A 23,134-nucleotide genomic window follows, 5' to 3' on the forward strand; every position below is an offset into this window, starting at 1 on the left:
GCTCTTTACCCGGGCCCGGTGCGGTCAGTCGCCCTTGACGTTGACGATCTGGCGCAGGGTGTGCCGCACCTCGACCAGGTCCGCCGCGTCCCGCATGACCACGTCGATCGGCTTGTACGCCTGCGGGATCTCGTCGATGAACGCGTCGGTGTCCCGGTACTCGATGCCGGCCATCGCCTCCCGCAGCTGCTCGCGGGTGAACGCCCGCCGCGCCGCCGACCGCGAGTAGTTGCGGCCGGCGCCGTGCGGGGACGAGTTCAGCGACAGCCGGTTGCCCTTGCCGACCACCACGTACGAGGCGTCACCCATCGAGCCCGGGATCAGCCCCGGCACCCCCTCGGCGGCGTTGATGGCGCCCTTGCGGGACAGCCACACCTCCTCGCCGAAGTGCCGCTCGCGGGCGGTGTAGTTGTGGTGGCACTGCACCCGCTCCACCTCGCGCACCGGGCCGTGCCACCCGGCGAAGCAGTCGACCACCCGGTCCATCATCTCGTCCCGGTTGGCCAGCGCGAACTCCTGCGCCCAGGTGAGCTGCCGGATATACGCCCAGAACTCGTCGGTGCCCTCCACCAGGTACGCCAGGTCGCGGTCCGGTAGCTGGATCCACCAGCGCGTCATGGCCTCCTGCGCCACCCGGATGTGGTGCGCGGCGATCCGGTTGCCGATGCCCCGGGAGCCGGAGTGCAGGAACAGCCAGACGGCGCCGGTCTCGTCGGCCGTCACCTCGATGAAGTGGTTGCCGGAGCCGAGCGAGCCGAGCTGGAGCTCCCAGTTGCCGGCGTACCGGCCGGGCTCGAACCCCGCCTTCTCGGCCGCCTTCGTGAGCCGCTCCACCCGCTCGCGAGCGGTGTCGGTCAGCGCGGTGTTGTGGTTGCCGGCCGAGAGCGGGATCGCCCGCTCGATCGCCTCCCGCAGGTCGCTCAGGCGCGCGCCGAGTTCGCCCCGGTGGTACTGGGTGCGCACGGCGGCCATGCCGCAGCCGATGTCCACCCCGACCGCGGCGGGGATGATCGCGCCGCGGGTCGGGATGACCGAGCCGACGGTGGCGCCCTTGCCCAGGTGCGCGTCCGGCATCAGGGCCACGTGCGGGTGGATGAACGGCAGCGAGGCGGTCGCCTTCGCCTGCTCCAGCGTCGCCGGCTCGACGATGCTGGCCCAGTTCATCAGCCGCTTGGTGATCTGCTTCACGTCCGACAGGCTAGAGGAGTTCGATCAGCGCATCGATCGATAAAACGATGCCGAAGACGAAGAACAGCGCGGCCGCGCCGTACCTGATGACCCGCTCCGGCAGGCGCCGGCCGAGCAGCCGGCCGACGAGGATGGCCAGCGCGTCGGCGGCGACCATGCCGACGGTCGAGCCGATCCAGGTGCCGAACCAGCCGTGCTGGGTGGCCAGGGTGATGGTGGCGAGCATCGTCTTGTCGCCCAGTTCGGCGAGGAAGAACGCGCCGCCGACCGCCAGGATCACCGAGCCGCTGGTTCGCTCGGCCCGGCCCTTTTCCTCCTCGGTCAGCCGGTCGCCGCGCAGCGTCCAGGCCCCGAAGGCGACGAACGCCAGCCCCGCGAGCAGCGAGATCCAGGCGGTGGGCAGCGCGGCGCCCAGGCCGTACCCGATGCCGACCGAGACCAGGTGGACCAGGGCCGTGGCGGCCGTGATGCCGATCAGCACCGGCGCGGCCCGGAACCGGGTGGCGAAGGTGAGCGCCATGAGTTGTGACTTGTCGCCGAGTTCGGCCACGAAGATGACGCCGAAGCTGATCGCCAGCGCGGCGAGGAAGCCGTTCATCGCACCCCTTGTCCGGTTCTTGCCGGATCCGGGGGTGGACGCCCTCGACCCGGCCCTTCAGCCTGAGTCGAAGGTCTCGCCCGCCCCGCGTGAGGCCCCGCAGCCGGGCGTCCGAAGGCGCCAGCATGTCGACCGCGGTGTTGGTGGGCTACTCCCCCTCGCGCTGATCACGATAGCCGATCCGCCCGCGAACCCGGCCGGATGGTGGCGCGGGGCACCCCGCCAATCGCCGGCGGGCGGGGGCGGTTACCGCCGGTGCCGCCGGGTATCCGGCCGGCGTGACCGACACCGACCCTGAGTGGGATGTGGTGGACCTGCTGGTGTCCCAGCACGCCCGGATCGAGGAGCTGTTCCTGCTCGTCGGCGCGTCCGCGGCGGAGGTCCGCCGGGACTCGTTCGCCGAGCTGGTCCGGCTGATCACCGTGCACGAGGCCGCCGAGCAGCAGTTCGTACACCCGCTGGCGCGCACCGGCGGCGGCGACGCGATGGTCGACGACCGGCTCCGCGAGGAGCAGCGCACCAACGACATGCTCGGCCAGCTGGTCGAGGCGGGGTTGGGGCACCCGACGTTCGACACCTCGCTGCTGCTGCTGCGCGAGGCGGTCCTCGGCCACTGCCAGAACGAGGAGCGGCACGAGCACCCGCACCTGCGGGACGCGCTGCCCGACGAGGACCTGCGCGAGCTGGCGACCGTGGTGGAGACGTTCCAGGCGAACGCCCCCCGGGTGCACATCGACTGATCGGCTAAAACCGCACCCCTCTTCGCGCGGCCGGCGATCGATGCCCGGCGCCCCGCCGGCCGCGACGCTGGCGGTATGGCATCGGGAACACCGGTCGAGGCGGAGCTGGTCCAGGCGGAGCTGGTCCAGGCCAGGGGCCTCACCAAAAGGTACGGCGACCGCACGGCGCTGGACGGCGCCTCGTTCGCGGTCCGCGAGGGCGAGATCTTCGGAATTCTGGGGCCCAACGGCGCCGGCAAGACCACCGCGGTGGAGTGCGTGGCCGGCCTGCGCCGCCCGGACAGCGGCGAGGTCCGGGTGCTCGGCCGGGACCCCCGCCGCGGCGGCCGGGAGCTGCGCGAGCGGGTCGGGGTGCAGCTTCAGCAGGCGAAACTGCCGGACGCCATCAAGGTCGGCGAGGCGCTGCGGCTGTACGCGTCGTTCTACCGCCGGCCGCGGGACTGGCGCGAGTTGCTGGACGACCTGGGCCTCGCCGACCACGTGGGCGCGCGTTTCGGCCGGCTCTCCGGCGGCCAGAAGCAGCGGGTGAACGTGGCGCTGGCGCTGGTCGGCGACCCCCGGCTGGCGATCCTCGACGAGCTGACCACCGGCCTGGACCCGCACGCCCGCCGGGAGACCTGGGACGCGGTCGCCCGGATCCGGGACCGCGGGGTGACCGTCATCCTGGTCAGCCACTTCATGGACGAGGTGGAGCGGCTCTGCGACCGGCTGGCGGTGTTCGACCGGGGCCGGGTGGTCGCGGTGGACACCCCGGCCGGGCTGATCGACCGCGTGGACGCCGCGTACCGGCTCAGCTTCCGCCCGATGGACGGGACCTTCTCCGACGGCCCACTGCGGGACCTGGCGGGCGTGGCCCGGGTAGAGCGCGAGGGCGGCCGGGTGGTGGTCACCGGCCGGGGCCGTTTCGCGGACGAGGTGACCGCGGCGCTGGCCCGGCGGCGGCTGCTCGTCGCGGACCTGCGGATCGAGCCCCGCACGCTGGATGGCGCGTTCGTCGCCCTGACCGGAAACGGCGGGACGGGACGCGACGGGAACGGAACCGACCGGATGGGGGGCGACCGGTGAGGGCGCTGGCGATCGTCGAGACGAAGCTGCTGCTGCGCCAGCCGGCGTGGCTGTTCACCGTGGTGATCCCGCTGTTCGTGCTGGCCGTCTTCGGCCTCACGGCCGGCGGCGGCACCGACCCCGGTGGCGGGGACGCGCACGGGGGCGCCCCCGCCACCCCGGCCGGTGACAGCCGGTCCCTGACCGGCCTGGCGGCCATGTCCGTGGCGATCGGCATCGCGCTGGTCGCGTTCTACCAGGTGCCCACCACGCTCGCCTCGTACCGGGAGCAGGGGATACTGCGCCGGCTCGCCACCACCCCGGTGCGGCCGGCGGCGCTGCTGGCGGTGCAGCTGGTCCTCCAGGTGGGGCTGGCGGTCGTCGCGGGCGCGCTCATCGTGGCCTCCGCCCGCCTCGGGGTGGGCGTGCCGCTGCCCCGCGACCCGCTGGCGTTCGCGGCGGCGTTCGTCCTCGGCGTGGCGGCACTGTTCGGCGTCGGGCTGCTGATCGCCGCGCTCGCGCCGAACGGTCGCGCCGCCAACGGCGTCGGCGTCCTGCTGTACTTCCCGTGCGCGTTCCTGGCCGGGCTGATGCTGCCGGTCGCGGGGATGCCGCCGGCGGTGGCCGCGGCCGGGCGGTTCACGCCGCTCGGCGCGTTCCGGGAGGCGCTGCTGGCCGCCTGGGCCGGCGGGCGCACCGACCCGTTGCCGCTGGTCATAATGGCGGCCTGGGCGATTGCCCTCGCCGCCGCCGCGGCCAGGTACTTCCGCTGGGAGTGAGTGTTGGACGAGCAGGCACCCAGGTGGCTGGTCCGGGTCACCCGCGCAATCCCGTACGTCCTGCTGGCGGTCAGCGCCGCGCTGGCGGTCGGGCAGCAGGGGTGGTACCCGGCCGGCCCGCTGACCCTGCTCGCCGCGGCCTGGATGGTGCCGACCCTGCTGCCGGCGACCACCCCCCGGCCGCGCCTGATGGTCGCCTACTGCGTCGGCCTGCTCGCCCTGATCGTGGCGCTGGCCGCGGTCAGCCCCTGGTTCGGCTTCTTCGTCTTCGTCGGGTACATGCACTCCTGGGCGTTCCTGCCGGGACGGTGGAAGCTCGCCGGCGTCGCGGTGACCGCCCTGGCCGCCACCGCCTGGCTGCCCGGCTCGCTGGCCCAGCCGTCGAGCGTGGCGGTGCCGCTGTGGCTGGCGGTGGCGGCGGTCGTCACCGCGCTGGTGGTGCTCTTCTGCCGGATCGGCGACGTCAGCGTCGAGCGCAACCGGCGGCTGGCCGAGGCGCTGCGGGAGAACACCGCCCTGCACGCGCAGTTGCTGGTCCAGGCGCGGGAGGCGGGGGTGCGTGCGGAGCGGCAGCGGCTGGCCGGGGAGATCCACGACACCATCGCGCAGAGCCTGACCGGCGTCATCACCCAACTCCAGGCCGCCACCGCCGCGGCGGCCCGCCCGGCGGACCGGGAACGCCACCTCGCCAACGCCGCCCGGTTGGCCGCTGAGGGGTTGGCCGAGGCGCGCCGCTCGGTGCGCGCGATGCGCCCCGGCGAGTTGGCGTCCGAACGGCTGCCGGACGCGGTCGCCGGGGTGGCGGCCCGCTGGTCCGCGACGCACGGCGTGCCGGTCGAGGTGACCGTCACGGGCCCGGTCCGCCAGGTGCCCAGCGACGCGGAGGCGGCGCTGCTGCGCGCCGCGCAGGAGAGCCTGACCAACGTGGCCCGGCACGCCGGCGCCACCCGGGTCGGGCTCACACTGTCCTATCTGGACGATCTGGTCAGCCTGGACGTGCGCGACGACGGCGTCGGCTTCGAGGTCGCCGCGCCGGTCGAGGGGTACGGCCTGGCGGCGATGCGGGACCGGGTGGCCCGGCTGGCCGGCACGATGGCCGTGGAGTCGGAACCGGGCGGGGGCACCGCCGTCTACGCGGCGATCCCGGTGCCCGCCGAGAGCGTGGAGGCGGCCCCATGACGATCCGGGTGCTCATCGTCGACGACCACCCGGTGGTCCGGGACGGGCTGCGCGGCATGTTCACCGGCACCCCGGAGTTCACCGTCGTCGGCGAGGCCGGCGACGGCGCCGAGGCGGTGGCGAAGGCCGAATCGCTCGCCCCCGACGTGGTGCTGATGGACCTGCGGATGCCCCGGGTCGGCGGCGTGGAGGCGATCCGGCGGCTGCACGAGCGGGGCCTGCCGTGCCGGGTGGTCGTGCTCACCACGTTCGACGACGAGGCGGACCTGGTACCGGCGATCGAGGCGGGAACGACCGGTTACCTGCTCAAGGACGCCAGCCAGGCGGAACTGTTCCAGGCGGTGCGCGCCGCCGCCAACGGCGAGACGACCCTCTCCCCTGCCGTCGCGACGCGCCTGCTCGGCCACGTGCGGCGCCCGTCCGGTCGCACCGCCGAGCCGCTGAGCCCGCGCGAGTTGGAGGTGCTGCGCCTGGTCGCCCGGGGCGCCACCAACCGGGAGGCCGCCCGCCGGCTGTTCATCAGCGAGGCCAGCGTGAAGACGCACCTGCTGCACGTGTACGCGAAGCTCGGGGTCAACGACCGGGCGGCGGCCGTGGCCACCGGCTACGAACTCGGGCTGCTGGTACCGGGCGAGCAGTAGGTGACCCGCAGTTCCCGCAGGTACCGCTTGGTGATGCGCCCGCCGTACCGGCCGTCGATCAGGTCGGCGATGCACGCCAGCAACCCCGCCCGGGCCGGCGCCGGCATCGCGCGGTGCCCCGAGTACGTCATCAGCACGTCCAGGTACGCCTCGGTGGTGTACTCCACATCGGTCACGTAGCGGCGGAAAACCGTTCCGGTGAGGGCATCCTGGCCGGCGAGCTCGGCGTCGTCGGGCGGGATGTCGGCGGCCGGGATCAGCCGGATTCCCTTCTCGACGGTCGGGTCGTACCGCTCGTAGCACTTCTGCGCCTCGGCGAAGAACGGCTCGGTGCCGCCCGCGACGTGCTCGGTCAACACGGTCGCCAACGCGCCGCCGGGGCGCAGCGCGGCCGCCGCCTTCGCCAGCCGCACGGCCGGGTCGATCCAGTGGAACGCCGTGGCGCTGAACACCACGTCGAACGGCTCGGCGGGCAGCGGCCAGGTCTCGAACTCAGCGGTGACGACGCGCACCCGCGGCTGGGCGGCGAGCCGACGCCGGGCCACCCCGGCCAGTTCGGCACCCAACTCGACCGCGGTGACCGCGCAGCCGAGACCGGCCAACGGAACGGTCGCCTGGCCGGTACCGGGACCGATCTCCAACACCCGACTGCCGGGACCGGCGCCGGTCAGTTCGACGAGATCGGCGAACAACGCCTCGGGGTACCCGGGGCGGGCCCGATCGTAGCGCTCGGCGTCCTCGGTGAAGGTGGCCCGCAACACGGTCCGCTCGTCGCTCATCGCGCCAGGGTAGGCGGCATCGCCGCTCCCGTGCACTACTGGAGGGGCTACCCTGACCGTCCCCGGCCCGATAGCCGAAACAATCGACACCCTCCTCCGCGCGCTGAACGTGGCCGACCTCAGCGACCTCGTACCCGACCGCTCCGGCGAACTGACCGTACAGCGCAAAACATGCTGCCTATCCTTCGCACTCCCCCAACCAAAGGTCTGCACCGGCTGCTTGGCACGTCCTGCACATCCCCGAAGTGACCCGCCGCGGGTTACCCTCGGGTCGTGACGACGACTACCTCTCTCGGGCAGCGACTCACCCAGGCACGCCACCGGCGGCGCATGTCCCAAGAACAACTCGCCACCGCGTCCGGTGTGTACGTCGGCATCATCCGCAAACTCGAGCAGGGCAAGCGGCAGAGCGCCCGCCTGGACACCATCACCGCGCTCGCCGCCGCCCTGGACGCACCCGTGTCTGACCTCCTCGGCGTCCAGCACGGCCTCAGCGACGGAAAGACGGCCGATGTGGCCGCCATCCGGGCCGCGATCTACGACCGCAGCGAGGACGCCGAATCACCTGCCCTCGCGGTACTGCGCCGCAACGTCACCGACATGCGTTCCCTGTACTGGCACGCCCGCTACGGGGCCCTGTCCGAGCAGATCCCCGGGCACCTGGCCGCCGCCCGGTCCGCGGTCCGCGCCGCCAGCGGGGGCGACGACCGGCGGACGGCGTCGGCGATTCTGTCCGAGTCGTTGCAGATCGCCGCGAAGCTGGTCACCCAACTGGCCTACGAAGACCTCGCCCATGTCGCGCTACTCCAAGCCGTAGACGCCGCGGAGGCGGCCGAGGACCCTCTGCTGCGCGCGGCCCAGCACTCCTCCATGGCGTGGTTGCTGTCCCGGCAGGGCCTGTGGCAGCAGGCACAGACCCTCGCCGCGACGGCGGCTCAAGAGATTGAGCCGGTGCTATCGAAGGCGTCGCAGGAGCAGGTCGCCGTGTGGGGGTACTTGCTGCACTTCGGCACCATGGCCCTGGCCCGGGAAGGCCGCACCGACGAGGCCCACGAGTTGCTCGCGCTCGTGCAGGCGGCCGGGCAGGTGGTGGGTGAGCGGAAGCTGACCGCCGCGTACACAGTGCCCTTTTCCCGCACCTGGGCGGCCCATTCCGAGGTGCAACTCGCACAGGTCACCGACCAGCCGCGGCAGGCGTTGACAGCCGCGAAGCGGGTGGAGCACCCGGAGACGTTGCCACCGAGCATCCACTGCCGTCACCTGCTGAACGTGGCGTGGGCTGCCACGTTGCAATGGAAGTCGCAGGAAGCCCTGGACGCGTTGCGGAAAATCGAGCAGATCGCCCCTGAGATGCTGCAGCACCACGGCCTGGCCAGGTCCGTGGTGGAGGAACTGATGCCGCGCCGGCGCAAGCAGCGGATGCCGGGGTTGAAGGGCATCGCCGAGCGGATGGGTGTGACCGACTGACCCGGGCTGAGGACAATCCGACCATGAGATTCCTGCCCGATTGACCCATAGCGGGGCACGCCGCGTGGTCATGGCGTCGTTACGTTCGGCGACAAGCGACCGCGGCGGTGTGTCAATGCCCAGGCTCGACCAGATAGCCGCCGCGGTCCTCACCGGTCGAGGCGCGGCGGTGACCCGAGTCCGACCGCCGCGCCTCCCCAGATATGGGGGCGAGGCGAAATGCAACATCGACCGCGGCGCCCGTGGTGGGCGCCCTGGCTGCGGCACTGCACCTGCGGCGCACCTGAATATCCCTGCCGCAGGATTCGCGGTCTTCAGCAACCGTGGTGGGGGCAGACGAAACGGCCGTCGTGGGAACGGCAGCCGACGCAACGGTTTCCCGTCCTCCAGCCCCGCCACCCGCCGCTGAACGACCCGCCACTGATGACCCGGGGTGCGTGGTGGCGGGCAACCGGACAGTAACAACCCACCCCAAACAACCCACCCCACGACCCCACCGAGCCGACGACGGCCGGATACCTACGGCCGCACCCACCCGCTGATCTGCGACCCCCCCTGCCTCCCCTTTCCCCGATTCGTGGAGCCTTGATGCCCCCACAACCACACCGCCCACGCCCACTCGAACGGCAGGTCTTCCACGGCAGCGACGCCATCCACGCCGGCCTGCTCACCGAACACCAACTACGCAGCCAGGCATGGATCCGACTACTACAAAACATCTACGCCGACGCCCGCCTACCCCAAGACCACACCCTGATGTGCCAGGCCGCCGCCCTACGCCTACCCCAAGGCACCCTCATCGCAGGACCATCCGCAGCAACACTGCTCGGCGTAGCAAACGCCGCCTCATTCAGCGACCCAGTCCACGTCATCGCACCCCCACAGGTGCGAGTCAGCGCACAGCGTCACGTCCGCGTCCACGTCACCCAACCAAGCCCCGACGACACCCAACCCGGCGGCGACCCACCACACACCACCCCAGCCCGAACCGCCTGGGACACCGCGATGTGGCTACCCACCACCGACGCGGTGGCCATCGTGGACACCATGCTTCGCCAAGGGTTCGTCACCCGCCACGACCTAGACCAACAGCTAGCCAAACACCAACGCCGACGTGGCAGCAAACGCGCCCGCCTCGTGTTCGAGACCGCCGACGGCACCCCCACCGACCAGTTCATCTCCTGCCTACGCACACGGCTGATGCTGGCCGGCCTCCCACGCCCGCAACTACGCCACCTACTGCGCCACGACTCCGGACTCGAAGTAATCACGGAGATCGCCTGGCCCGAGCACCACGTCACGATCGAATTCGACACCCGCGCCACGATGCTACTGACCTACCGAGGATGGCTGGTAATACACGCAACACGAGAACGAATCCGCCGCGACTTCCCCGCCGTACTCCACGAAGTACGCCAAGCACTGACCCGACGCGGCGCCCACCTGGACACCCGCTATAACGCAGGTCGAAACGGGGCCCAGCAGCTCCGGCTTGCCGTGCATCCGGTCGCACTGTAGGGAACAAGGCGTGGGCGCCCGTGGGCGCCCACGCCTTGTCATGTCTCGCGATGGTCCTTACTGGACGATGATCCGGACCGAGTCGAAGGCGGGGATCTGGTTGGCCCGCTGCATCATCGGGATCCGGTGCGAGCCGTCACCGGCCCACGAGGCGCACTGCGCGATGCCCTGCTGCGGCAGGCCGGTCACCTGGATGCTGATCACGTCCGGGTTGGCGCCGCCGCCGCCGTCCTCGGTGGCCACGAAGAACGCCGGCACGGGGGCGGGGTCGGGCGCGCCGCGGGTCGTGGACAGCATCCGGCAGGCGGTGTGGAAGTGGCCGCGGACCAGGCCCTCGGCGGTCAGGAAGGAGCTCTCCTTGTAGTAGCCGCCCTGGCCAGCGGCGAGGAACCGGTCGCGGACCAGGTTGCGGGTGCTGACCCGCAGGGTGAACGCCTGGCCGACCCGCACGGTCTGCGGCGCCGAGGTGATCAGCAGGGTGGGGTTCTGGTCCTGGGTGCCGACCTCGCCGAACTCGGTGGTGACGCAGCGCCCGCCGTTCTGGAAGCCGTCGTGCTCGGCCAGTTGGCTGGTGTCGCAGTTGTTGCCCAGAATCTCCGGCGCGGGCGGCGGCTCCGTGCCGGCGTCGGTCGCGCCGGCCGACGGGGTGCCCGAGGCGGTGCCGGTGCCGGGCGCCGGGGTGCAGCCGCGGTTGCGGGCGAACAGCGAGCCGCGGTCGTTGGCGCCGTCCTGGAGGTGGTTGCGGACCTGCCGGCCGTTCTGGATGCCGCCGTTGACCGTGCCCGCGGTGGCGCCCGGGCTGGCCGTGGCGGTGGGCGCGGGCTGGGCTGGCGCGGGAGTGCAGGCGGTGCGCGACCGGGTCCAGGCGTTGTTGCCGCCGCGGGTTCCCGCGTTCGCGAACTGGGCGACCGCCGCGACCGCGCCGAAGGTGGCCAGCGCGGCGATCACGGCAAAGACGCGCTTGTTCCGGTACCGGGCAGCGGAACCGCCGCGTTGTGCCGACCTCTGGTGCATGGCGGGATACCCTTCCCTCTCGTTTCTCTCGTCGGGCGCCGGGACGGCGCCGCCGGGTGGTGCCAGGTGGCGTGCGGGCCGGGGTACGACCGCCGGTTCGCCGCGGGCAGCCGCGCGACCGGTGGAGGTGGTGGGCCGCATCCCGCCATCGCCGCGGAGCCCCGCGATCGCTCGCGGCCTCTCCGGCGACGAACGGCCCGGGCCACCCCGGCCGATCTCGCCGACTCCCCGCACCGGCGGGACCCGAACCGCAGGCGGAGTACGTGCCGACGCCTGTGAATCGGTAAGCCTATTTGCGTTTCCCCAAATTATGAGCGCGCCGGACGCCTGTCAAGCGCCACCCGGAAAATAAGCCACACCACGATCTAACTTAAAGAAGATTTATGTTTCCCGTGAGGTCGCGCCGACTGGCGCAGTCACTCACATATGGGCAGGTCAGAGTGGCTCTAACGAGCGCGCGAGGCCGTCTCGAAAATGGAATTGCGGGAGCATCTTTCCTCAGCCGACACCGCCATTGACGCCCGCCGGGACCGGCTCATTACCGCCTTCTTCTCGCACCGTTTGCGGGCGCCGCTGGCGGGCAATTCCGGCGCCCGCCGTGACGCCGATGAGCAGCATCGCGCCGGCCAGCCACCAGGCGTTGGAACGGCCCGGAGAGGCGGGTGGCGCGGCACCCTGAGGTGGTGCGGCACCCTGGGGCGGTGCGGCGCCGTGCACGTGCCCGGCCACCTCTCCCGGCGCCGGCGGCCGCAGCGCGACCACGAGGGCCGGGCGCTGGCCGCCATCGGCGCCCGTCGTGTACTTCAGCGCGGTGCCGTCCGAGTTGGTCTGGATGACCTGGAAGGCGAGCCGGTCGGTCGCGGGCATGGGGCCCATCTCCAGCGACAGTTCAGCCGAGCCGCCCGGTGGCAACCCCTTGCCCACGGCCGTCCAGGTGACCACCGTCGTGACCTCGGTCTGATCGCCGTGTATGCCCGGGAGCGCGGTCGCCAGGGTGCGGGTCGTCATGGCCGGCGCCCAGTCGGAGACCGACAGCGGGTACACCTCGGCGATCGGCGTCTCCGGGGGCAGCCGCACCTCGACCCGGGTGATCGCGGCCTGCCCGCCCGGGTGGGCGCCCGCCGGGTTGGTGACCTGGAACGTGACCCGGGCGGCACCGCCCTGGACCGCCTCCGGGGGCGTGAGGCCGACATCGGCCAGCGCCGGAGCGGCGGCCACCAGCAGCCCGCCGGCGGCGGCGCAGAGCGTCACCGCGGCGCGGGCGAGCCGGCCGCCACGCCGGCCCCGGAGCGGATACGGGTACCCCATGCCGGGGTGTTCGTAATCGGCGCCCGGTCGGTTCAATCGATCACGAAAAAAGTTCCCGATCCGGTCGCCGGTACGCCTGGATCCCGGCGGCCGGGCAGGGGCCCACCCGCCACGGCGCAGCGCCGACCGGTCCCCCATCCCGTTGGTGACCACGCGCACCCACGGCCCGGCGGTCACCATCGACGGCAGAGCAGCAGCGCGACGCCCGCGGCGGTGAGCACCACCGCGGTGATCGCGCCGAGCAGCCAGCCGCCGAGCGCGGTCAGCGCCACGGGCAGGGTCCACAGCACGACGCTCACCGTCAGCAGCATCCGGTAGGCCCTCGGCCGCGCCGGTCCACCCATCGCCATGGCGAACTCCGGGTCGGTGTCGCGCAGGTGCCGGGCGATCTCGTCGAGTCGGCGCTGGTCCGCTCTGCTCAGCATGGCTGCCCCTCCCTCGGCGGGCCCGCTCTCCTCGCGCGGGGTCCGCCCGGCTGGTACCCGTTCCCCGCCGCCGCCAAGCACGCCCGGGCGGGCCAGTTCCGCCCGCTCACCCGCCGTCACCCTGCGCCGCCCGGAAAACACAATCATGATGATCAATATTTATAGTTCTCTATGTTTTTGCTACTCTGCGGACCATGACTCCCGCCCGCCTCTCCGGCACCGTTCTGTCCCTGTACCGCACCGTCGTCGGACTGCTGTTCGCCTGCCACGGGATCGCCTCGTTGTTCGGTGTACTCGGCGGCAACCGCGGCAGCGGCCACGCGATACCCGCCGGCACCTGGCCCGGCTGGTACGCCGCGGTGATCCAACTCGTCGCCGGCGTCCTGGTCCTGATCGGCCTGGGCACCCGGTTCGCGGCGCTGGTCGCGTCCGGCTCGATGGCGTACGCGTACTTCACCGTGCACCAGCCCGGCGGGCTGCTGCCGCTGACCAACGGCGGCGAGTCGGCGGCGCTGTTCTGCTGGGCATTCCTCGCGATCGCGACGCTCGGCGCCGGCCGGTGGTCGCTGGACGCGCTGCTGTCCCGGCGCACCGAACCCGCCCGCCAGTTGGCCACCGACCACGCCTGATCCGCGCGCAAGCAGGTCGGCACCCGCGGACAGCGCGCCGAACCCGCCCGCCAGTTGGCCACCACGCCTGATCCGCGCGTGCGTAGCAGCACCCGCGGACAGACCGACATCCGCAGGGCGGCAAAGGACCCCTCGTCCAGCCCGGAACGAGGGGTCCTCCGCGCCCGCGCCGCGGCCGTGGTCAGATCCCCGGGACCACGGTGCGCACGGGCGGTCGGGCGGGCCGGGGCGGGGCCGTCCGTCCGCCCCTGATCCGGACCGGCGCCCAGCGGACCGGGGAGCCGTTCCCCCGGTACCACCGGGCGGGCCCCGCGCCCCGGTACCCACCCGCGAGGACGGCAGCGCCACCTGCGCGTCCTCCGTCGTTGGGCGCCGCCTACTTGCGCGCGCCGGCCTGGGTCAGCGTCTGCTTCAGCGCGTCGTACGCCGGCTTCGGCTGGAAGTTTCCGTCCAGCAGGTTCGCCTCGCCCTGCCCGGCGAAGACGCCGGGCACCCACGAGTACTTGTCGGTGTAGCCCCACACCGTGTACGAGATGCAGCCGCGCGCCAGCAGGCAGGCGGTGAGCAGCGAGTTGTACGCGTACGCCTGGGAGGTCGACTCGGTGGCGTCCACCGGCAGCGTGATCCGCACGTCCACCTCGGTCAGCGCGGTCTTCAGGCCGAGCTGGCCGAACCGGTTGAGGTTGGCCTGCACGTCGGCCGGGAACGAGTACCGCACGTCGAGGTGGCCCTGGATCCCGAAGCCCCGCACCGGCACGCCCTGCTTCAGCAGGTCCTTGATCAGGTTGTAGTACGCGGTGCTCTTGTCGTTGATGCCCTCGACGTTGTAGTCGTTCAGGAACAGGATCGCCTTCGGGTCCGCCTGGTGGGCCCAGCGGAACGCGTCCGCGATGTAGCCGGGGCCGAGCTTCTGCAGCCAGAACGTGCTGCGCAGCTGGCCGCTGTCGTCGATCACCTCGTTGGCCACGTCCCAGGCCCAGATCCGGCCCTTGAAGTGCCGCATCTGGGTGGCGATGTGCTCCTTCAGGATCGCCCGCAGTTCCGCTGTGGAGAAGTTGCCGTCGGTCAGCCAGGACGGGTTCTGGTTGTGCCAGATGAGCGTGTGGCCGCGGACGAGCTGGTCGTGCGCCCGCGCGTAGTCCACGAGCGCGTCCGCCTGCTCCCACGTGTAGACGCCGCGCTGCGGCTCGACCGACTCCCACTTCATCGCGTTCTCCGGGGTGACCGTGTTGAACTCCTGGCCGACCAGCCGCTCGTACAGCGCGTCGTTCTTGAGGGCGTTGACGTCGACCGCGGTGCCGATGCGAACGCCCGTGGCGGCGGCCACGGTGCGCAGCGGCCGGTCGGCCGGGGCGGGAGGTTTCGCGCTGGCGGCGGGGGTGGCCGCCGCCGGCGCGGACCCGTGGGGATCGGCATCCGCGGTCGCCGAGCAGCCGAGGGTGGCCAGGAGGATGGCGGCCAGCGCACCGGCGGGGGCGAGGCGGCGCACGTTCATGGGCGTTCCCTTCGCGCGCTGCGGATACCGGAGGAGGACGCGACCGGCGGCGGTTCGCCGCGCCGGAGGCGCCCAGCCAGCGGCTGGACCCGGACAAGTTTCCGGAACACTTCCGTAACTTGTTGGGAACGCTAGGGCCGACCCGGGATGCCGTCAACCCCCATCGGTGGGGCAAGATAGGCGCAGGACGACGGGGGTCTGCCGGCGCCGGAGCGTTCCGGAACTTCCGGCCACCCGCCGGCGCGAGGATTGAAGGAGACGGTTACGTGGCCGAGGATGAGGGACGCAGGGTCACCATCACCGCGATAGCGCGCGAGGCCGGCGTCTCCGTGCCGACCGTGTCGCGGGTCCTCAACGGCCGCTCAGACGTGGCGCCGTCGACCCGCGAGCGGGTCGAGGAACTGCTGCGCACGCACGGGTACCGGCGCCGCGCCACCCGCTCCCGGGTCAGCTCCAGCCTGATCGACCTGGTCTTCAACGACCTGGACAGCCCGTGGGCCGTCGAGATCATCCGCGGCGTGGAGGAGATGGCGCACTCGGCCGGCGTGGGCACCGTGGTCTCCGCGATCCACCGGCGCAGCACGTCCGCCCGGCAGTGGCTGCAGAACCTGCGCGCCCGGGCCACCGACGGGGTCATCTACGTCAACTCCGACCTGACCCCGCCGCTGCACGCCGAACTGCGCCGGCTGAACATCCCGATGGTCATGGTGGACCCGGCCGGGGTGCCGGCCATCGACGTGCCCACGATCGGCGCCACCAACTGGGCCGGCGGGCTGGCCGCCACCGAGCACCTGCTCTCCCTCGGCCACCGCCGGATCGGCTTCATCTCCGGGCCGAAGCGCCTGCTGTGCAGCCGGGCCCGGCTCGACGGGTACCGGGCCGGCCTGGAGGCCGTCGGCATCGAGGTGGTGGACGAACTGCTCCAGCCCGGGGACTTCTACCACGAGTCCGGCTACGCGGGCGCCACCGCGCTGCTGGCCCTGAAGAACCCGCCCACCGCGATCTTCGCGGCCAGCGACCAGATGGCCTTCGGCGTGTACGAGGGCCTGCGCCGACAGGGCCTGCGGGTGCCGGACGACATCAGCGTCATCGGCTTCGACGACCTGCCGGAGGCGCGCTGGGCGTCCCCGCCGCTGACCACGATCCGCCAGCCGCTGGCCGAGATGGGCCTGCTGGCGGCCCGCACGGTGCTCCGCCTGGCCCAGGGCGAGGAGATCGAGACCCCGCGGGTCGAACTGGCGACCGAGTTGGTGGTGCGGCACAGCACCGCACCGCTAGGTTGATTTCCGGGAGCCTTCCGGAAGTTTGTGGACGCGCCGCCCACCCCGCCAACGCGGACGCGTACGGGCCGGGTATGGCCGCCGCCGTGCCGGGTGGTCAGCCCCGGCTACCGCTCCGGATGCCGGCCAGACGCTCCACGGTGGACCGTGTGTCGGCCAGCGTGACGGGCGGCGGCTCGCCGGCCAGCAGGGCGGCGTGGACGGCGGTGAGCTGAGCGGCGAGGCCGGTACGCGGGTCGTCGGCCGGGGCGAACCGCTCCGGGAAGGCACCCGCGAACACCCCACCCGCCCCGCGGCCCGGCCCGGTCGCCGCCGCGATGGCGTCCAGGTCGGCGAGGCTGAGGGCGGTCGGGTGGTGGCTGAGGACCGCCCGGCCCCGCGCGATGCAGGCGACGGCCTGCTCCCGGTGCAGGGCGGGCGGTGAGCACAGCGCGACCAGGTCGGAGCACTCCGCCTCGAGCAGGGTGGGCAGGTCGTAGTACAGGTTGGGGACCGCCCAGCGCTCGCCGAAGGCGCGCAGCCGGGACGGCACGGGGTCGACCGCCGCGACGATGCGCAGCACCCCCCGGGTGGCGGCGACGCCCCGGGCGTGTGCTGCCGCGGTCCCGCCGGCGCCGACGACGGCGACCTCCAGGACCAGGGTGGTCATCGCAGGGACACCCCCGCGGTGAACGTCCGGCGGTGGTCGACGCGGCGCTCGGCGCCGGTCAACCGGACCGGCAGGGCGTGCCGCACGTCGGCGCTGGACCCGGCGAGACGCAGTTCGATGTCGCCGGGCTCCACGACCCGGTGGCCGGCCACGCCGATGAACGAGGTGAGATCGGCGTGCACGGCGAACTCCACCCGGCGGGACTCGCCGGGCTCCAACGCCAGCCGGGAGTACCCGATGAGCCGGGTCACCGGCCGGGTCACCTGCGCGACCGGGTCGTGCAGGTACACCTGGACCACCTCGGCCCCGGCCCGGTCGCCGGCGTTGCGCACGGTCACGCCCACGGTCACGGTGCCGTCGGTGGGGATCTCGGTGGCGTCGGCGCTCGCGCCCGCCCACTCGAAGGTGGTGTACGACAGGCCGTGGCCGAACGGGTAGAGCGCGGACGGGTCGAGGTTGCTGACCTCGGTCCGCTGCCCGAGTGCCGGCGCGAGGTAGGTGGCCGGCTGGCCACCGCTCTGCCGGGGGATGCCGACGGGCAGCCGGCCGGACGGGCAGACCCGGCCGGTGAGCACGCCAGCGACCGCGGGGCCGCCCTCCTCGCCGGGGAAGAACGCCTGCACGAGGCCGGCGAGCCGGTCGGCGTAGGCGCCCAGCGCGTAGGTGCGGCCGGAGAACAGGACGGCGACGACGGGCGTGCCGGTTTCCAGCAGCGCCTCCAGGAGCTGGCCCTGCAAGCCCGGCAGGGCGAGGTCGGGGGCGTCGCAGCCCTCGCCGGAGGTGCCGCCGCCGAACAGGCCGGCCCGGTCACCGAGCACGGCCACGCAGACATCCGCCGCCCGGGCGGCGGCGACCGCCTCGGCGATGCCCGCGCTGTCCGGACCGTCCACGGTGCAGCCCGGGGCGGTGGTGAGGGTGGCGCCGGTCGCCTCCCGGCGCAGCGCCTGGAGCAGGGACGGGATCTCCAGCCCGAGCGGCAGCCCGGGGTGGCTGCTGGCCTGGTGCCGGGGGAACGAGTAGCAGCCGAGCATCGCGTCGGCGTCGTCGGCGAGCGGGCCGACCACCGCGACCCGGGCGTCCGGGCGCAGCGGCAGGGTGCCGTCGTTGACGACCAGCACCACCGACTCCTCCGCCACCTGGCGGGCCAGCGCGCGGGCCGCCGGCGGGTCCAGGTCGATCGGCTCGTCGCCGGCCGGCGGCTCGGGCGAGAAGCCCGGGTCGAGCAGGCCCAGCTCGCACTTCTGCAGCAGGACCCGGCGGGCGGCCCGGTCGACGAGCGACTCGGGCACGTCGCCGGCTCGGATGGCGGCGAGCAGCGGCGCGCCGAAGCAGTACATGGAGGGCAGTTCCACGTCGATGCCGGCGGCCAGCGCCAGCCGGGCGGCGGCGCCCCGGTCGGCGGCCACGTGGTGGTTGCGCTCCAGGAACGCGATCGCGAAGTAGTCCGAGACGACGGTGCCGGTGAAGCCCCAGGTGTCCCGCAGGATGCCGGTGAACAGCTCCGGGTCGGCGGCCGGGGGCAGCCCGTCGATCTCCGCGTAGGAGTTCATGACCGAACCGGCGCCCGCGGCGATCGCCATCTCGAACGGTGGGAGCAGCACGTCGTGCAGTTCCCGGCGGCCGATCCCGGTCGGGGCGTGGTTGCGGCCGGCGCGGGAGGCCGAGTACCCGATGAAGTGCTTGAGGGTGGCGATGATGCCGGTGGACTGGAGGCCGCGCACGTAGGCGGTGCCGACCGTGCCGACCAGGTAGGGGTCCTCGCCGATGGTCTCCTCGATGCGGCCCCAGCGCAGGTCGCGGGCGACGTCGAGGACGGGGGCCAGGCCCTGGTGCACGCCGACCGAGCGCATCGCGCCGCCGATCTGGGCGGCCATCCGCTCGATCAGCTCCGGGTCGAAGCTGGCGCCCCAGGCGAGCGGGACCGGGTAGATGGTGGCCTGCCAGGTGGTGAAGCCGGCCAGGCACTCCTCGTGGGCGAGCGCCGGGATGCCGAACCGGCCCGCCGCGATGACTTCCCGCTGGAGCCGGGCCAGGCCGCGGGCGCCCTCCCCCGGAGGCACCGGCGCGGTGCCGAACGGGCGGGTGAGCTGGCCCAGGCCGGCCGGGATGACCTCGGCCCAGTCCACGTCCTCCATCAGCTCGTCCTGCTGGGGCGCGACCTCGCCCTCGCCGTCCGCGCCGCCGACCCAGACCGAGTACAGCTGGGCGACCTTCTCCTCCACGGTCATGCGGGACAGCAGGTCCTCGACCCGCTCGGCGGCCGGCCGGCCGCGGTCCCGCCAGGGGGCGTGTCCGTCCGCCTCCGGGCCACCGGGCGCGGTCAGCACGGTGGGCCGGTCTGGGCCGGGCAAGGGTGGCACCGCTCCCGAACCGTCACGGATGTGGGCGTCGCCGCTCACGTGCAGCCTCCTGTCCTGGGGCAAGCTCTGCCGGGCGCGAGCGTGGCCGCGGTGCGCGACCGGCGCTTGAACTCGGTGTAGGACCTGTTTTCGACGACTTTCCGGAGGGTTTTCGGGGCCGCCGGTCGCGCCAAGGTCACACCAAAGTAACGCCTGGACCTGATAAGCGGTAGGTCTTGGATCGGGTCAAAACGCGACCGTAGCGTCACCGGGCCGGAAAGAAGTACCGGCAGATTACCGGAACATACAATGGTCGATGCAGTCACCGGCCGGACAGCCGGGTGCCGGCGCACCCGGATCGCATCGTATTGATGTCAGACGATCCCGGGGAACCCGTGCGGCCGCGCCGCCACCGCGCCGGTCAGTCCCGATTTGCCCTGACTGGTCGCCCCCGATGGGGGGTGACGCAGTGCGCCGCCCAGGCGTCTAGCACACCGGCCAGCCGAACCGGCCGGGATGGCCGGACGAGGGCCCGTCACGGGGGATGACCAGGCATCGAAGGGTGCTCGGTCGAGGGCTGGACGAGGCGCCCGGGGACGGTCGAGACTGATGTGTCACTGGTTGTCCCGGGCGGCGGCGGACTCTTGATCGGTGGAGCGTGGAATGGCAGAGCCGGTCCTGGCGGTCGACCTCGGCACGGCCCGCACGGCCGTGGCCCTGGTGGCCGGCGGGCGGGCCACCGTCCTGCGCGAGCCGGGCGGCGGCGGCTTCACCCGCTCCGCCGCCGTCTGCCTGACGCCCGTCGGTCTCGTCTCCGGCGCCGAGGCGGAGCGGCAACGCCGGGGGCAGCCGGGCGGCTACGCCGCCAACCCGCGGCGGGCCCTGGACACCGGGGCACCACTGCGGCTGACCGCGGCCCGCGGCGAGGCGGCCGTGAGCGGCGTGGCGGCGCTGGCCGCGGCGCTCGAACCGCTCCGGGCGGAGGCCGAGCAGGCCGCCGGCGAGCCGGTCCACCGGCTCACGCTCACCGTGCCGGCCACCTACGAGCCGGGGGACCCCCGCCGCGAGGCGCTGGTCGCGGCGGGCGAGGCGGCCGGGCTGCCCGACGTCGAGTTGATCGACTCCTCGTTCGCCGCCGCCCTGGACACCGACCTGGTCGACCCCGGCCGGGACGCCCTGGTGCTGGTCTGCGACCTCGGCGTCACCTGGTCCACGACGCTGCTCGGGCTGGCCGGCGGCGGCGCGCGGATCCTGGGGCGGCGCTCCTCTCCGGACGGCCGGGACCTGGCGGAGGTGCTTCTCGACCGGCTGCACACGCACGCCCGGTCGTGGCTGGAGCCGCAGGTCGCCGCCGGAGGGGAGGACGCCCGGCGGGCCCAGCAGGACGCGCGGGCCGTGGTCGACACGCTGATCGCGGCCGTGGCCGACGAGCCGGCGGCCGAGGGGTCGCCGAGCCCGGCCGTCCCGCCCTACCGGCTCACCCGGGAGGACTTCGACGCGGTGATCGAGCCCGCGCTGCGCGGCCTGCTGGAGGACTGCCGGTCGGTGGTGGCCGGGGCGGGCGCGATCCTCGGGGACGTGACGGCGCTGGTGCTCGCCGGCGGCTGGTCCCGGGCGCCGCTGGTCGAGCCGATGCTGGCCAACGGGTTGGGCCGGCCGATGCGCCGGGCGAACCCGGTGCGCGGCGCGGCCCGCTGGGCACTGGACCAGCCGGCCCGGCGGGTGGCCGCCGAGCAGCCCGGCTGGCGGGTGGCGCCGCTGACCTGGTCGATACCGGGCGGCGGGGGCCGGCTGCTGCGCTGGCTGGTCGAGGAGAACCACCCGCACGAGGCGGGCACGCCGCTCGCGCTGGTACGCACCGGCGACGACCGGGTGGTGGAGGTGACCGCCGCCGAGCCGGGGCGGGTCCTCGCCCACCGGATTCCGGCCGGCGGGCTGGTCGGCCCGACCCTGGCGGTCGCCGCCGCGCGCGACCCGGCCGCCCTCCTGGCCGACCCGCCACCCCAGGTGTCCGAGGTCGGGACCGACGGTGAGTGGCTGCTCACCCCGCAGCGGCGCGTCCTGCTCGAGTGCGTCGACGGGGGTCGTGTGGTGACCGCCCGGGCGGTGCCGGACGGTGCCCCGCTCGGCGAGGTACGCCCGGCGCTGGTCGGGCCGCCCCTCGGCGGCCGGCTGTTCGTCGACCCGGAGGGCCGGCCCGCGCTGCTCGCCTGGGAGCCGACCGGCGCGCTGCACCTGTACGACCTGGGCTCCGCCCGGCTCACCAACACCTTCGGCGAGCCGGAGCCGCCCGGCACGGTGCTGGTCAACGAGCAACTGTGGCGGGTGGCGGTGGCGAGCGTGGGGCGCGGCGTCGGCCGGTACCGGCGCGGCACCGTGACCATCTGGGACCTGGCCAGCGGCGCCCCGGTGGACCGGCTGTCCGACGAGTCCTGGATGCACAGGCACCCGGGGTACGCGCAGCGCAGCACCCGAGACGCCTTCACGGCCACCGCGGTCGCCCCGGACGGGCTGCGGGCGACGACGCGGCCGGCGGCCGGCGGAGTGGCGGTGACGCTGACCGAACGCGACACGGAGGTGTTCCGCACCGAACAGGCCGACGCGACCGGCGCCTCGGTGGCGTTCACCGAGGACGGCCGGCACCTGCTGGCCCGCTGGACCGCGCCGGGGCACAGCCGCGTCACGGTGTGGGTGGTCTGATGGCGGCGGCGCTCGTGGTCGACCTCGGCGCGGCATGCGCGCGGGCGGCGGTGTTCGACAGCGGGGACGCCTGGCTGGTGCCGGACCCGGCGGACGGCTCCGGCCAGTGGCCGGCCGCCGCGTACCTGGACCCGGCCGAGGGCCTGGCCTTCGGCGCGCTGGCCGAGCGGCACCGCCCGGCGGAGCCGGCCAACTACGCCGGCCGTTTCGTCCGCACCCTCGACAGTGACGCGCCCGTCACGCTCGGCGACCACCGGTACCGCCCGGTGGACCTGGTGGCCGGGCTGCTGGCCGCGATCGGCGCGGCGGCGCGGCGGCGGCACGGCGGGGTGGTCGACCGGCTGCTGCTCACCGTCCCGGTCAGCTACACCGGCGCCGACCCGCGCCGGGAGTGGCTGATCGCGGCCGGCGAGGCGGCCGGCTTCGGGGTGGTGGAACTGCTGGCCGAGCCGCTCGCGGCGGCGCACGCGCCCGGCTCCGGTCCGGCGCTGCCGTCCGGCAGCCGGCTGCTGGTGTACGGGCTGGGCGCCTCGGGTTTCTCCACCGCCCTGGTGGAACTGGACCGGCACGGGCACCGGGTGCTCGCCCAGGCGGGGATCGACGGGCTGGGCGGCGACCCGCTGGACGCGCTGATCGCCGAGCACATCCGGGCCAGCGCGCAGCCGTGGCGGGAAACCGCGCTCACCGGCGCCTCGGCGGCCGACGCCACCCGGCTCGACCGGGCCGTGACGGACCTCGCCCGGCAGGTCCGGGAGGGACTGAGCGACGGGCCGGTGGTCGAGCGGAGCCTGCTGCCGGACACCCCGCCGTACCGGCTGACCGCCGACGAGTTCGCCGCGCTGGCCGAGCCGCTGCTGCGCCGCACGGTCGAGTGTGCGGAGCAGGTGCTGGCCGAGGCCGGCGCGGCGCCGGACGAGGTGCTGCCGGTCGGCGGCGCGACCCGGATGCCGCTGGTCACCCGGCTGCTGGCCGGCGCGTTCCACCGCCCCGTGCGCCGGTTCCCGGAGCCGGAGCTCGCGGTGGTCCGCGGCGCGGTCGGCTGGCTGCCCCGCAGCGGGCCCCGCGTGATCGCGGCGGAGACGCCCGGCGGCCGGACCGTGCCGCTAGCGTTCCCGATCCCCGGCGGCGGGGGAACCCTGGTCCGCTGGCTGGTCGAGCCGGGCGAGCCGTACGGGGCGGGGCACCCGCTCGCCCGGGTCCGGCTGCCCGGCGGCGCGCTGTGGGACCTGGTCGCCGCCGCCCCCGGGGCGGTGGACCGGTTCCTGGTCGGCCCCGGCACCCCGGTCGCGGCGGGCGAATGGCTGGCGGTGGTCCGCGCCTGAGAATCCGCCCGGCGGCCACGCCGGCGGTGGTACGAAACGT

21 protein-coding genes are annotated in these 23,134 nt (G+C 73.7%); 12 read left to right on the top strand and 9 right to left on the bottom strand.

The features are described 5' to 3' along the window. Window positions 1-24: 24 nt before the first annotated feature. A complete protein-coding gene (locus tag KJS59_RS26730) occupies window positions 25-1,188 on the bottom strand; it encodes an RtcB family protein (protein ID WP_213455986.1) in 1,164 nt (387 codons plus the stop codon). A 10-nt stretch (window positions 1,189-1,198) separates the two neighbouring features. Next, window positions 1,199-1,786 carry a TMEM165/GDT1 family protein gene (locus tag KJS59_RS26735; RefSeq protein WP_213455988.1) on the bottom strand — a complete coding sequence of 196 codons (588 nt, stop codon included), beginning with the start codon at window positions 1,784-1,786 and terminating at the stop codon, window positions 1,199-1,201. 278 nt (window positions 1,787-2,064) lie between these two features. On the opposite strand from KJS59_RS26735, the gene KJS59_RS26740 reads away from it, so the two are divergent. The 5 genes from KJS59_RS26740 to KJS59_RS26760 all read left to right on the top strand — a co-directional run bounded on the left by KJS59_RS26740 (window position 2,065) and on the right by KJS59_RS26760 (window position 6,169). Beyond that, window positions 2,065-2,526: a hemerythrin domain-containing protein gene (locus KJS59_RS26740; RefSeq protein WP_213455990.1), complete on the top strand. Its 462-nt coding sequence runs from the start codon at window positions 2,065-2,067 to the stop codon at window positions 2,524-2,526. A 75-nt stretch (window positions 2,527-2,601) separates the two neighbouring features. After that, window positions 2,602-3,591 (top strand): ABC transporter ATP-binding protein, encoded by a 990-nt coding sequence (locus tag KJS59_RS26745; protein WP_213455992.1) that lies wholly within the window; start codon window positions 2,602-2,604, stop codon window positions 3,589-3,591. Then, window positions 3,588-4,349 carry an ABC transporter permease gene (locus KJS59_RS26750; RefSeq protein ID WP_213455994.1) on the top strand — a complete coding sequence of 254 codons (762 nt, stop codon included), beginning with the start codon at window positions 3,588-3,590 and terminating at the stop codon, window positions 4,347-4,349. Before KJS59_RS26745 ends, KJS59_RS26750 begins: the two co-directional genes overlap by 4 nt. Continuing rightward, window positions 4,350-5,528, top strand: coding sequence for a sensor histidine kinase (locus tag KJS59_RS26755; RefSeq protein ID WP_376771278.1), 1,179 nt, complete (start codon window positions 4,350-4,352; stop codon window positions 5,526-5,528). Continuing rightward, window positions 5,525-6,169, top strand: a complete 645-nt coding sequence (locus KJS59_RS26760) for a response regulator (protein WP_213455998.1) — start codon at window positions 5,525-5,527, stop codon at window positions 6,167-6,169. Before KJS59_RS26755 ends, KJS59_RS26760 begins: the two co-directional genes overlap by 4 nt. On the opposite strand, the gene KJS59_RS26765 is transcribed toward KJS59_RS26760, so the two are convergent. Then, window positions 6,133-6,948, bottom strand: a complete 816-nt coding sequence (locus KJS59_RS26765) for a class I SAM-dependent methyltransferase (protein ID WP_213456000.1) — start codon at window positions 6,946-6,948, stop codon at window positions 6,133-6,135. The two genes, KJS59_RS26760 and KJS59_RS26765, sit on opposite strands and share 37 nt — an antisense overlap. 109 nt (window positions 6,949-7,057) lie before the next feature. On the opposite strand from KJS59_RS26765, the gene KJS59_RS26770 reads away from it, so the two are divergent. The 3 genes from KJS59_RS26770 to KJS59_RS26780 all read left to right on the top strand — a co-directional run bounded on the left by KJS59_RS26770 (window position 7,058) and on the right by KJS59_RS26780 (window position 9,933). Next, window positions 7,058-7,225, top strand: a complete 168-nt coding sequence (locus tag KJS59_RS26770) for a (2Fe-2S)-binding protein (RefSeq protein ID WP_249714934.1) — start codon at window positions 7,058-7,060, stop codon at window positions 7,223-7,225. Further along, window positions 7,222-8,415 (top strand): helix-turn-helix domain-containing protein, encoded by a 1,194-nt coding sequence (locus tag KJS59_RS26775; RefSeq protein WP_213456002.1) that lies wholly within the window; start codon window positions 7,222-7,224, stop codon window positions 8,413-8,415. Before KJS59_RS26770 ends, KJS59_RS26775 begins: the two co-directional genes overlap by 4 nt. Window positions 8,416-9,444: 1,029 nt before the next feature. Then, window positions 9,445-9,933 carry a hypothetical protein gene (locus KJS59_RS26780; protein WP_213456004.1) on the top strand — a complete coding sequence of 163 codons (489 nt, stop codon included), beginning with the start codon at window positions 9,445-9,447 and terminating at the stop codon, window positions 9,931-9,933. 57 nt (window positions 9,934-9,990) lie between these two features. On the opposite strand, the gene KJS59_RS26785 is transcribed toward KJS59_RS26780, so the two are convergent. The 3 genes from KJS59_RS26785 to KJS59_RS26795 form a co-directional block, all read right to left on the bottom strand. Continuing rightward, the gene (locus KJS59_RS26785) at window positions 9,991-10,947 is read right to left on the bottom strand and encodes a Pecanex-like protein 1 (RefSeq protein ID WP_213456006.1); all 957 of its coding nucleotides are present in this window, start codon (window positions 10,945-10,947) and stop codon (window positions 9,991-9,993) included. A gap of 498 nt (window positions 10,948-11,445) precedes the next feature. Next, window positions 11,446-12,255, bottom strand: a complete 810-nt coding sequence (locus KJS59_RS26790; protein ID WP_213456008.1) for a DUF1775 domain-containing protein — start codon at window positions 12,253-12,255, stop codon at window positions 11,446-11,448. Between the two features lie 173 nt (window positions 12,256-12,428). After that, window positions 12,429-12,680 (bottom strand): DUF3040 domain-containing protein, encoded by a 252-nt coding sequence (locus KJS59_RS26795; protein ID WP_213456010.1) that lies wholly within the window; start codon window positions 12,678-12,680, stop codon window positions 12,429-12,431. Between the two features lie 194 nt (window positions 12,681-12,874). Between KJS59_RS26795 and KJS59_RS26800 the strand changes: the two genes are divergently transcribed. Then, the gene (locus tag KJS59_RS26800; RefSeq protein ID WP_213456012.1) at window positions 12,875-13,309 is read left to right on the top strand and encodes a DoxX family protein; all 435 of its coding nucleotides are present in this window, start codon (window positions 12,875-12,877) and stop codon (window positions 13,307-13,309) included. A 376-nt stretch (window positions 13,310-13,685) separates the two neighbouring features. Here the strand turns inward: KJS59_RS26800 and KJS59_RS26805 are convergent, their stop codons facing one another. Continuing rightward, window positions 13,686-14,804 carry an endo-1,4-beta-xylanase gene (locus KJS59_RS26805; protein ID WP_213456014.1) on the bottom strand — a complete coding sequence of 373 codons (1,119 nt, stop codon included), beginning with the start codon at window positions 14,802-14,804 and terminating at the stop codon, window positions 13,686-13,688. A 266-nt stretch (window positions 14,805-15,070) separates the two neighbouring features. Here KJS59_RS26805 and KJS59_RS26810 point away from each other — a divergent pair, with 266 nt between their 5' ends. Then, window positions 15,071-16,087 (top strand): LacI family DNA-binding transcriptional regulator, encoded by a 1,017-nt coding sequence (locus tag KJS59_RS26810; protein ID WP_213456017.1) that lies wholly within the window; start codon window positions 15,071-15,073, stop codon window positions 16,085-16,087. Window positions 16,088-16,181: 94 nt separating this feature from the next. On the opposite strand, the gene KJS59_RS26815 is transcribed toward KJS59_RS26810, so the two are convergent. Then, window positions 16,182-16,733: a Gfo/Idh/MocA family oxidoreductase gene (locus KJS59_RS26815; RefSeq protein WP_213456019.1), complete on the bottom strand. Its 552-nt coding sequence runs from the start codon at window positions 16,731-16,733 to the stop codon at window positions 16,182-16,184. Further along, window positions 16,730-19,132 carry a beta-xylosidase/alpha-l-arabinosidase gene (locus KJS59_RS26820; protein WP_249714935.1) on the bottom strand — a complete coding sequence of 801 codons (2,403 nt, stop codon included), beginning with the start codon at window positions 19,130-19,132 and terminating at the stop codon, window positions 16,730-16,732. Before KJS59_RS26820 ends, KJS59_RS26815 begins: the two co-directional genes overlap by 4 nt. Window positions 19,133-19,735: 603 nt before the next feature. Between KJS59_RS26820 and KJS59_RS26825 the strand changes: the two genes are divergently transcribed. Both KJS59_RS26825 and KJS59_RS26830 read left to right on the top strand, forming a co-directional pair. Next, entirely contained in the window at window positions 19,736-21,772 is a 2,037-nt protein-coding gene (locus KJS59_RS26825; protein WP_213456021.1) for an Hsp70 family protein, read from the top strand. Next, complete coding sequence (locus KJS59_RS26830; RefSeq protein ID WP_213456023.1) at window positions 21,772-23,094, top strand: Hsp70 family protein; 1,323 nt, start codon at window positions 21,772-21,774, stop codon at window positions 23,092-23,094. The genes KJS59_RS26825 and KJS59_RS26830 overlap by 1 nt, the downstream gene beginning before the upstream one ends. Window positions 23,095-23,134: the final 40 nt, after the last annotated feature.

This window comes from Rhizomonospora bruguierae (genome assembly GCF_018397995.1).
Taxonomy (GTDB): domain Bacteria; phylum Actinomycetota; class Actinomycetes; order Mycobacteriales; family Micromonosporaceae; genus Rhizomonospora; species Rhizomonospora bruguierae.

Excerpts from the sequence above, each read along its gene's own strand:
- KJS59_RS26785 (WP_213456006.1), bottom strand. The coding sequence starts at position 10,947 with ATGCACCAGAGGTCGGCACAACGCGGCGGTTCCGCTGCCCGGTACCGG.
- KJS59_RS26745 (WP_213455992.1), top strand. The coding sequence starts at position 2,602 with ATGGCATCGGGAACACCGGTCGAGGCGGAGCTGGTCCAGGCGGAGCTG.
- KJS59_RS26800 (WP_213456012.1), top strand. The coding sequence starts at position 12,875 with ATGACTCCCGCCCGCCTCTCCGGCACCGTTCTGTCCCTGTACCGCACC.
- KJS59_RS26760 (WP_213455998.1), top strand. The coding sequence starts at position 5,525 with ATGACGATCCGGGTGCTCATCGTCGACGACCACCCGGTGGTCCGGGAC.
- KJS59_RS26765 (WP_213456000.1), bottom strand. The coding sequence starts at position 6,948 with ATGAGCGACGAGCGGACCGTGTTGCGGGCCACCTTCACCGAGGACGCC.
- KJS59_RS26825 (WP_213456021.1), top strand. The coding sequence starts at position 19,736 with ATGGCAGAGCCGGTCCTGGCGGTCGACCTCGGCACGGCCCGCACGGCC.
- KJS59_RS26815 (WP_213456019.1), bottom strand. The coding sequence starts at position 16,733 with ATGACCACCCTGGTCCTGGAGGTCGCCGTCGTCGGCGCCGGCGGGACC.
- KJS59_RS26795 (WP_213456010.1), bottom strand. The coding sequence starts at position 12,680 with ATGCTGAGCAGAGCGGACCAGCGCCGACTCGACGAGATCGCCCGGCAC.
- KJS59_RS26735 (WP_213455988.1), bottom strand. The coding sequence starts at position 1,786 with ATGAACGGCTTCCTCGCCGCGCTGGCGATCAGCTTCGGCGTCATCTTC.
- KJS59_RS26790 (WP_213456008.1), bottom strand. The coding sequence starts at position 12,255 with ATGGGGTACCCGTATCCGCTCCGGGGCCGGCGTGGCGGCCGGCTCGCC.
- KJS59_RS26830 (WP_213456023.1), top strand. The coding sequence starts at position 21,772 with ATGGCGGCGGCGCTCGTGGTCGACCTCGGCGCGGCATGCGCGCGGGCG.
- KJS59_RS26805 (WP_213456014.1), bottom strand. The coding sequence starts at position 14,804 with ATGAACGTGCGCCGCCTCGCCCCCGCCGGTGCGCTGGCCGCCATCCTC.